At 69.9% G+C, this 7,601-nt stretch carries 7 protein-coding genes; 4 read left to right on the top strand and 3 right to left on the bottom strand.

What is annotated here, in order from left to right:
- Positions 1 to 285, top strand: a 285-nt coding sequence (locus tag WBA11_RS03320; protein ID WP_424519303.1) for a hypothetical protein, incomplete at its 5' end; no start/stop codon positions are given.
- Positions 286 to 338: 53 nt separating this feature from the next.
- Positions 339 to 1,007 (top strand): DUF6498-containing protein, encoded by a 669-nt coding sequence (locus tag WBA11_RS03315; RefSeq protein ID WP_424519302.1) that lies wholly within the window; start codon positions 339 to 341, stop codon positions 1,005 to 1,007.
- A gap of 15 nt (positions 1,008 to 1,022) precedes the next feature.
- On the opposite strand, the gene WBA11_RS03310 is transcribed toward WBA11_RS03315, so the two are convergent.
- A complete protein-coding gene (locus tag WBA11_RS03310; protein ID WP_424519301.1) occupies positions 1,023 to 1,994 on the bottom strand; it encodes a serine hydrolase in 972 nt (323 codons plus the stop codon).
- A gap of 34 nt (positions 1,995 to 2,028) precedes the next feature.
- On the opposite strand from WBA11_RS03310, the gene WBA11_RS03305 reads away from it, so the two are divergent.
- On the top strand, positions 2,029 to 2,217 hold the full coding sequence (locus WBA11_RS03305) for a CPXCG motif-containing cysteine-rich protein (RefSeq protein ID WP_424519300.1): 189 nt from the start codon (positions 2,029 to 2,031) through the stop codon (positions 2,215 to 2,217).
- A gap of 37 nt (positions 2,218 to 2,254) precedes the next feature.
- Here WBA11_RS03305 and WBA11_RS03300 read toward each other — a convergent pair whose 3' ends face one another.
- Entirely contained in the window at positions 2,255 to 4,192 is a 1,938-nt protein-coding gene (locus WBA11_RS03300; protein ID WP_424519299.1) for a tetratricopeptide repeat protein, read from the bottom strand.
- A 145-nt stretch (positions 4,193 to 4,337) separates the two neighbouring features.
- Positions 4,338 to 5,993 (bottom strand): aldehyde dehydrogenase family protein, encoded by a 1,656-nt coding sequence (locus WBA11_RS03295; protein ID WP_424519298.1) that lies wholly within the window; start codon positions 5,991 to 5,993, stop codon positions 4,338 to 4,340.
- Here WBA11_RS03295 and WBA11_RS03290 point away from each other — a divergent pair.
- Positions 5,992 to 7,601: ATPase domain-containing protein (locus WBA11_RS03290; RefSeq protein WP_424519297.1), on the top strand; the 1,610-nt coding region annotated here is incomplete at its 3' end. The two genes, WBA11_RS03295 and WBA11_RS03290, sit on opposite strands and share 2 nt — an antisense overlap.

Genomic DNA, 7,601 nt, shown 5'->3' with positions numbered 1-7,601 from the left:
GTCCTCGACCTCGAGGTCGAGCGCGGCGCCAACCTCAGACGGTCGCTGTTGGACGCCGGACTTTCGCCGTACGTGGCGCTGACCGAGCTGGCCCACTGCGGAGGCCGCGGCATCTGCGCCACGTGCGGCGTCTGGGTCTCCCCCGCCCCGGCGCCGACCCACTGGCACGACCGGATGGCCGCCGCCTGGAGCTACCCGCGCCTGTCGTGCCAGATCACCGTCGAGACCGACCTCGAGGTCGAGATCCCCGACAAGGTCATCTGGGGCCGACCTCGACGCGACTGAGTTTCCCCCAGCGGCGATGGCACATCGAGGCCGGTGCGGTAGGTTCGCCCTCGATGAACGCTGTCGCCCGCGCCCCTTCGATTCCGTCCGCGATCGGTCTGGTCGTCGCCAACGTCGTCCCTCTTATCGGGGTGATGTACTTCGACTGGAGCCTGTTCGGAGTGATGTGGCTCTATTGGGCCGAGACTGGCGTCATCGGCGCGTTTGCGTTGCTGCGGATCCTGAGCGCGGACGACGGGGCGCTGCCTCAGCGAATCGCGCTGGGCGTGTTCTTTTGCATCCACTTTGGGATGTTCTTCAGCGTCCACGGCGTGTTCGTGGCCACGCTGTTCGGCGGCGACGTGGGGTCCGCAGCCCAGAGCACGCTCCGACCATGGGAAGGGCTGGTCCCGCTCATCGCCAGCCACGGCCTCTCGTTCGTGGTCAACTACATCGTCCGGGGCGAGAGAAAGGCCGCGACGATCAGCGTCGAGATGGGGAAGCCGTACGGCCGCGTCGTTCTGCTCCACGTCGTGATCCTTGCAGCCGGCTTTATGGTCATGTTCGCGGGCGGCGGCGTTCTCGCGCTCGCGCTGTTCGTGGTCCTCAAGACGGCGCTCGACCTCGGCATCCACTGGGTCGGACACGTGATGCGGTTCCGCGACCTCGAGGCCGCCGAGCCCGACGCGTCATCGAAGACGATCCACCTCGAGAAGCACCCGACGGCCCGGACCGAGGCGTAGCGACCTCGAGGACGGCTAGTAGCTGAACCGCTCTGTTCCGGCCGGCGGTTGCCACGGCGAGCCGGGCTCGAACGTGTTCCAGAACAGCGTGCTCATCTCGCGGATCAGGACGAAGCCCGCGTTGTCCGGCTCGTACCCGACGTCGCCCTGCTCCTTCGTGACGACGGTGAACACGTACGGCCCCGACGGCGCGTGGACGTAGACGACCTCGCTCTTGGACTCGCTCACGGCGCCCTGCTTGCTCGCGGCTTGGACCGAGGGCGGCAGCGACGCGATGGCCTCGTCGTCCCAGTGGGTCCTCGTGAGCAGGCGATGCATCTCGAGGTCGGCCGCCGGCGAGACGGCTCGGCCCTCGACGATGCGGCGCACGATTTCAGTCATCTCGCGCGGCGTCGTCTGGCCCCACCCGTAGACCTCCCAGTCTGGGCGTCGGCCGGGGACGCGGCTGTTCACGCGCGTGCCGTCGAACCCGTTGTCGGCCAGCCACGTGTTGACGCCCTCGCCCGTCACCATCGCCTGGAGCCAGAGGCTCGCGGTGTTGTCGCTCGCCGCGAGCATCTGCTCGACCGCGCTGTGGAGCGAGACCGTCGCGGAATCGCGGAGCTCGGAGAACAGCTCGCCGGAGCCGTAGCGGAGCGAGTCGTAGAACACGATCTCGTCACCCATTGCGAGCTCGCCGTCCTCGATGCGGTCGAACACGCCGAGCAGGATGGGGACCTTGACCATGCTCGCGGTCGGAAACAGCTCGTCAGGACGGAGCGAGGCCGTCCGGCCGGTCGGCAAGTGCTGGACGTAGACGCCCACGACGCCGTCGAAGCCGGCGGCCATCTCGTCGAGGGCGGACTGCAGGACGGCGTCGGCCTGGGGCTCGGGCCACGGTCCAGTTTGCTCAGCCGTCCTCGAGGGCGGCGCGGTCTGCATCGAGGGCGACGGCGCGGAGCACGCGGCGAGCGCGAAGACCAAGAGAGCGGGAGCGAGTCGGATCACGGCGGCGTAGGCAGGGGCCACCAACCTAGCGGTCATGTTCGAGGTCGAGGTCCCGTTCGCCTGCCCCTATTGCAACGCGCCCATCACGATGCTCGTCGACCCGAGCGTCCCATCCCAGCGCTACGTCGAGGACTGCGAGGTGTGCTGCAACCCCATCGAGATCGCATACCAGTCGGACGGCCACGACGTGACGGCGTTCGACGCCCGCAGCATCGAGCAGTAAGCGCCCCACCCTCGAGGGCGCCGGGGCCACCTCTGCCTCAGCTCGGCAGCGTGATCATGAACGTGGCACCCTGTCCCTCTCGGCTGTGTGCGGCGAGCGTGCCGCCGTGGCCCTGCGACACGATGTCGTACGCGAGCGAGAGCCCGAGTCCCGTCCCCGTCCCGGCCGGCTTCGTCGTGAAGAACGGCTCGAACACCCGAACGCAGTCCGCCGCCTTGATCCCGATCCCGTTGTCCGCGATCCGGATCTCCACGCCTCCGTCATAGCGCTCGGTCGAGAGCCGGACGGTCGGCGTCCAGTCGTCTGCGACCTCGATGCCGCCGGCGGCGGCCCGGTCCACCGACCACCGGGCGTTCTCGAGCAGGTTGACGAACACGCGCTGGATCGAGGCCGGCACGACGTCGAGCGGGTGCACGTCATCGGCGTAGTCGCGCTCGATGCGGAGGTCGGAGCGTCCGAGCGCCCGGGACACGCCGCCTTCGAGGAGCTCGTGGATGTCCGTCGGGCGGCGCTCTCCCCCGACGTCGCGGACGTGGCCCATCAGCCCGCTCACGATGCTCTCGGCACGGCGCGCGTGATCCCGGACGCGGCCGGCGTTCGCGACGATGTCCTCGAGGTCGGCCTGGAAGGCCTCGAGGTCAGGCGGCTCGCCGCTGGCCTCGACCTGCCGGACGGCCTCGAGGAGGTCGGTGGCCAGGTCCACGTTGAGCTCGCCGAAGTTGGCGACGAAGTTGAGCGGGTTCTGGATCTCGTGGGCGAGCCCCGCGGAGAGGCGCCCGAGCGACGCCAGCTTCTCGGACTGCACGAGCTGCCCCTGCATCGCGCGCAGGTCGTCGAGGGCGGTCTGGAGCGACTCGTTGAGCTCCGCGAGCTCGACGGTGCGGAGACGCGAGATCTCCGCATCGCGGCGCGCCTGCTCGGCCTCGGCGCGGACCTCGATGGAGTGGATTCGGCTCCGGGCCTTGGCAGACAGCAACGCCTCTCGCGCGGCGTAGTGGGCGCGCAGGTGCCGGAGGGCGCCCTCGAAGTCGCCGCCGGCCTCGTGCGCATCGGAGAGGGCCGCGTGGGCTTCCGAGACGCGCGGCTCGGCCCCGACGTCTTGCGCGATCCCGAGGGCTTCCTCGAGGGCGGGCCGAGCGTCGTCCGGTTTCCCCATCGCCGTCAGGGTCCGGCCGATGGCGATCAGACTCGTTGCCTGTGCCTGTCGGTTGCCCAGGACGCCCCTCAGGCGCAGGGCGTGGCGGTGGAAGGAGAGTGCCTCCTCGAAGTCGCCGCGCAAGCGGGCCAGTTGGCCCAGGTCATCGAGGGCGCGGGCCTCGGATAGGGACGCGCCTTGCTCGCGCGCCAGGCGGAGCGCGGCCTCGTGGTGGGCCAGGGCCTCGGCCAGTCGCTCGAGCTCGCGGAGGGCACCGCCCAAGACGGTGTGCGCCCGGGCCTGTCCCCCGGCGTTGTCGAGGCCGGCGAACAGCCGGAGCGCTTGCTCGCCGTTCTCGAGGGCGGCCGACGTCTGGCCAAGTTCGAGGTACGTGTTGCCCATCGTCGCCAGCACCCACGCCTCGCGTTCAACGTCGCCCAGGATGCGCGCGGCGCTCAGGTTCTCGAGGGCGAGTTCCAGCGCCTCGTCGTAGTGGCCGAGGCTGACGTGCACGGACGCCAGCCCTCCCAAGGCGAGCGATCGGCCCGCGAGGTCGCCGGACGGCTCCATGTCTGCCAGGGCACGCGTCAGGAGGTCGGCGGCGGCCACGTGGTCGGACAGGAGGTAGCGGGCGAAACCTTGGTAGACGCGAGCGAACGCCCGTCCCAAGTCGCTGTCCGCCACCTCTTCGGCCTCGAGGGCGATCTCGTACAGCCGCTCGGGCTCGTCGGGAATCAGGTCCATCGCCTCCGCCAGCAGGTCCGAGACCGGCCCCGGCGGTAGCGTGCCGATGGTGAACCCGTCGCGGGTGACGGCAGGGGGCGTGTCGGTGGCGGACATGTGTCAGTCTACGCGCGTCCTCGAGGCCGGGATCTGCGAAGGGGGGACGCGCGCAGATCCGCGGACGACCTTGCCTCCTGAGGCACTCGGCGGGGCCTCAGCCGACCTCGAGGACGATCACGAGGGGTGAGACCTCCTTCTCGCCCTACGATCGGAACCGGTCGATCAGCGAGTCGATCTGGACGTCCGGCAGCGGCAGACTCGCACGGGCCGGCCTCGAGGACGGCGCCGCACCGTTCGCCGACCCCGCCGGCCTCGAGGACGACGGGTTGCCGGCGCGCGACAGGAGCCGGTCCTCGATCTCCTCCATCCAACTCGGGCCCGAGGACGACGATTCCGACCTCGAGGACGCCGCCGACCTCGATGGTGTGGCCGGCGTCCGCCTCGTTTCCCTTGCCCCGTGCTGGTCTCCAGCGCCCTCGAGGGCACGGCCCGAGTCGTCGGTGAGCGGGGCCGTCTCGAACGCGACGCGCTTGAGGTTGACCAGGTGCATCGGCGTCACGTTGTCGCTCGTGATCGAGCCTCCGACGGTGCCCGGCCCCAGCGTCATGGCTGGGAACAGCGACGTCGTCATGCCGACCGAGCCGAGCGCGGCGACCGTGTTGACCACGATCCGCATCGAGGGCTTGCGCAAGGCGAACTGCTCGATCACGCGGTCGGCCGTGGCGTGGAGTGCCAGGGTGTGGCCGATGCCGCCAAACTCCAGGATGTCGATGCACCGCGCGCACCCGGCCTCCCACCCGTCGGCGACGTAGAAGCTTAGGATCGGGGACAGCGTCTCCATCGAGATCGGCTCGTCCGGGCCGACGGTGTCGACCTCCGCGATGAGCGCTCGCGTCGAGTCGGGGACGGAGAACCCTGCCATCTCGGCGATCCGCCGCGGGCTCTGGCCCACGATGTCGGTGTTGAACCGCCCGCCCGGCTTGACGACGGCGCGGAGCTTGGCCGTCTCGGAATCGGAGCAGACGTGTCCGCCGCGCTCGCGCAGAGCGTCCAGGAGCCGGTTGTGGATCGGGGCGTCGGCCACGACCGAGCGCTCGGTCGAGCACAACGTGCCCCAGTCGAACGACGTCCCCGTCAGGATGTCACCCGCCGCCTTCTCGACGTTGGCGCTCCGGTCGACGTACGCCGGCACGTTGCCGGACCCGACGCCGTAGGCTGGTTTCCCCTTCGAGTACGCGGCCCGGACCATCGGCCCGCCGCCGGTCGCCAGGATGACGTCGGTCTTGGGGTGCTCCAACAACGCGTCGGTGCCCGCCAGGGTCACGCCGCCCTCGGTCTGTCCGAGGCACTTGAACAGCCCCTCCGGCGCTCCGGCGGCCGTTGCAGCTTGGGCGACGACCTCGAGGGCGTCGGCGGTGCACCGAGCCGCGCGGGGGTGGGGACTCATCACGATCCCGCACCGCGCCTTGGCCGAGATGATCGCTTTGTAGAACGCCGTCGCCGTCGGGTTGGTGGAGGGCACGAGCGCTGCCACGACGCCCATCGGCGTCGCCACGGTCCAGACGGACCCGTCTTCGCTCTTGTCGATCACGCCGGCGGTCCGCATCCCGTCCATGCGCGCAGCGAGCGTCCGGGTGGCGAACAGGTTTTTCTGCTCCTTGCTCTCGGGCCGCCCGAACCCCGTCTCGTCGTGAGCGAGCTGCCCGAGCCGCTTGGCCTCGCGAGCCCCGGCCTCCACCATGGCCACTACGACGCGGTCGACCGTCGCCTGGTCGGCCGTCTTGAACGTCTTCTGCGCGGCGGACGCGGCCTCGACGGCGTCGCGGGCTTCCTGAATCGAGAGGAGATCGGCGTCCATGGCAGGGAGGGCGGAGGACGGAAAAGGTAGCCCTCGGCCGGGCACGCAACGCCCTTGCAACCTCCGCGCTGGGGCACCTCGCGGAATGGCACACCGTTTGCCCGATACTGAGTCGCGTTCCGATATCGCTATGACTGACGTCTCTCACTCTCCCTCCGGCCTCTCGGCCGTCGATGCGCGATGGGGCGGTTTCACCGCTGGCCGCGCATATCTCCTCGTCGGACGAGCCGGGGCGGGTCGTTCCGCTCTCGCCCTGCAAACTGTCCGTGCGACTACGGAAGCCGACGAGCGAGCCCTCGTGATCTCCCCTCGTGAGCCCAGCGAGCTCGTCGAGGTCGCCAAGGGCGTCGGCCTCGACCTCGCAGCGGCTCACCAAGCCGGCCGGCTTCGGTTGCTCCGTATCCCCTCCGCGAAGGACCTCGCGGACCGAGGTGTGGACGGCCTGGCCAAGTCGTACCGAGACTTGTCAGAGCTTGTCGCGGCCGACCGCCCGGCCCGTGTGGTGATCGAGGACTTTACGCCCCTGGTCCAGTTCGACACGTTCGATCGATTCCGAGAAGCGTTTCAGAGGCTTGCGAGCGACCTCAACGCGCAAGGCGTCACGCTGGTAATCGGTCTGGGCGAGCCCGGCAACGAGGCCTCACACCGTCTGCTCGAGGTCGTCGAAGAGATCGTCGACGGCACGGTCCACATGGACGTCGAGGGCCAGATCTCCCTCCGGAGCGGGTCGTCCGCGCCCTCGAGGACGGAGGACGCGGCGCCGGTTCAGCATGCGGACCACGCTTCCGAACCGGCAGGCGACGTTTTGGCCTCCGACGCGGCGCCGGCTCCCGAGCCGGAGGCGTCAGACGCCTCCGTCGCAACGGAACCGGTCGAGGACGAACCGGTCGAGACCGATCGCATCGAGGACGACCTCGTCGAGGACGAGGCGTCTTCCTCCGACGCTCCATCTATCGAGGTCGAGGAGCCGACGACGCCCTCGACGCCGGCGTCAGAGCCCACCTCGACACCGCCCGTCGACCCGTTCGCGCTCGAGCCGATCGGCTCCGACGGTGACGGCTTCACGACCACGTTCGCGACGGCCAACGACTCGTCGGGGGACTCGTCGGCCGTGGCCGAGCCTCAGCCTCCCACTCCAGAGCCCGAACCCGAACCGGAGCCTGCCTACGAGGCAGAGAGCGCACACGCCGAGGCGACTCCGTCCACGACGGAACCGGGCGTTCCTCCCCCAACCGACGTCATCCCTCCCCCGCCCGCCGACGCATCTCTGCTGACTCCAACGGGAGACGCGTTCGGGTTCGACCCCGCCGACGCCATCGTCAGCCAGGGCTACCTCGCCGACTCCAACGGAGGCCACGTCGCCGGGTCGATCCAGTCGCAGCCTGCGACCGATGCCGCTCCGCTCCCGTCGTTCACGCCCTTGGGCGGCTCGATGCCAGCCGACCCCGCTAGCACGTTCCGGTCCGACCTCGAGGACGCGTTTGCGTCTCGCGCGTCGGGCACCCCGTTCGTGGTGATCGCGCTTCGGATGGAGCCGTCATCTCAGGAGGCGGCGCACTTTCCCATCGTCGAGGACGCCGTCCGCTCCGGCATGATGCCCGGCGACCG

Source organism: Rubrivirga sp. (genome assembly GCF_049648075.1).
Lineage (GTDB): Bacteria > Bacteroidota > Rhodothermia > Rhodothermales > Rubricoccaceae > Rubrivirga.
The sequence above is the reverse complement of the archived record's forward strand: the minus strand, read 5'-3'. Positions and strand labels throughout refer to the sequence as shown.

Excerpts from the sequence above, each read along its gene's own strand:
- WBA11_RS03315 (WP_424519302.1), top strand. The coding sequence starts at position 339 with ATGAACGCTGTCGCCCGCGCCCCTTCGATTCCGTCCGCGATCGGTCTG.
- WBA11_RS03305 (WP_424519300.1), top strand. The coding sequence starts at position 2,029 with ATGTTCGAGGTCGAGGTCCCGTTCGCCTGCCCCTATTGCAACGCGCCC.
- WBA11_RS03300 (WP_424519299.1), bottom strand. The coding sequence starts at position 4,192 with ATGTCCGCCACCGACACGCCCCCTGCCGTCACCCGCGACGGGTTCACC.
- WBA11_RS03295 (WP_424519298.1), bottom strand. The coding sequence starts at position 5,993 with ATGGACGCCGATCTCCTCTCGATTCAGGAAGCCCGCGACGCCGTCGAG.